Below are 961 nucleotides of genomic sequence, written 5' to 3' on the forward strand. Positions count from 1 at the left end.
GAGGAACCGGTAGCTCATGCGGATCCCGTTGCCGCCGCGGTGCAGGCCTGCGCCGCCGCTGTCGGGCTCGGTCTCGTAGCCCTCGATCATCATCGGGAAATAGCGCTCGAGAAACTCGTTCGGCACGTTGGTGAAGCCGGGCCACAGCGAGTGCCCGTCGGGTCCGTCGCCCATCGGCCGGCCGGGGATGCCGCCGAAGCCGATCTGGAACAGCTGGAACCACTGGTTGCCCTTGCCCGGGCGCGTGTCGTTACCCGAGTAGAACAGGTGCGGCGATGAGGAGAAGCCGGCGGCGTTGAGGAATTCGGGGGTCTTCTGGCCGAGCAGGCCGCCCAGAATGTCGAAGATGCGGCCGAGCGCATGGGTGCGTCCGGACAGTGCCGCCGGGAATTTCGGCTTCAGCAGCGACCCTTCGGGAATCCGGACTTCGATCAGGTCGTAGAACCCGTCGTTGAACAGGATCTGCGGATCGAAGACCATGATCATGTAGATGCCGAAGAACATCTTGAACATGTTCTCGTTGAGATAGAAGTTGATCGACGCGCTGCTCTGCGGATCGGTGCCGTCGAAATCGAGCACGACTTTCTCGCCCTCGCGGCGCATCGTGCATTTGATCTTGTACGGGCCGTAACCCATGCCGTCGTCGCAGATATAATCCTCGAAGCTGACCGGCTCCTCGGACACCGCCTGGCCGAGCAGCTGCTTCATCGCGCGGTGGTTGCGCGCCAGCAGCTCCTGCGTGGCCGACACATAGACGTCGTCGCCGAAGCGCTCGGCCATCTCGACCACACGACGGGCGGCCACGCGACACGACGCGATCAGCGCGTTGAGGTCGGCCTGGCACCAGTCGGGCTTGCGGGTCTGGTGCATGACGAGCTTCATCAGGTCCGAATTATACTCGCCCTTCCGCCAGATCTTGACCGGCGGGATGCGGACGCCTTCCTCGAAGATCGAATGGGCG

1 protein-coding gene is annotated in these 961 nt (G+C 63.5%); it reads right to left on the minus strand.

Annotated elements, in window-relative coordinates; translation table 11 throughout:
- Positions 1-961: hydantoinase B/oxoprolinase family protein (locus tag AWV70_RS14210; RefSeq protein WP_160327666.1), on the minus strand; the 961-nt coding region annotated here is incomplete at both ends.

Origin of the sequence: Sporosarcina koreensis (assembly GCF_001531445.1) — a bacterium.
Lineage (GTDB): Bacteria > Bacillota > Bacilli > Bacillales_A > Planococcaceae > Sporosarcina > Sporosarcina koreensis_C.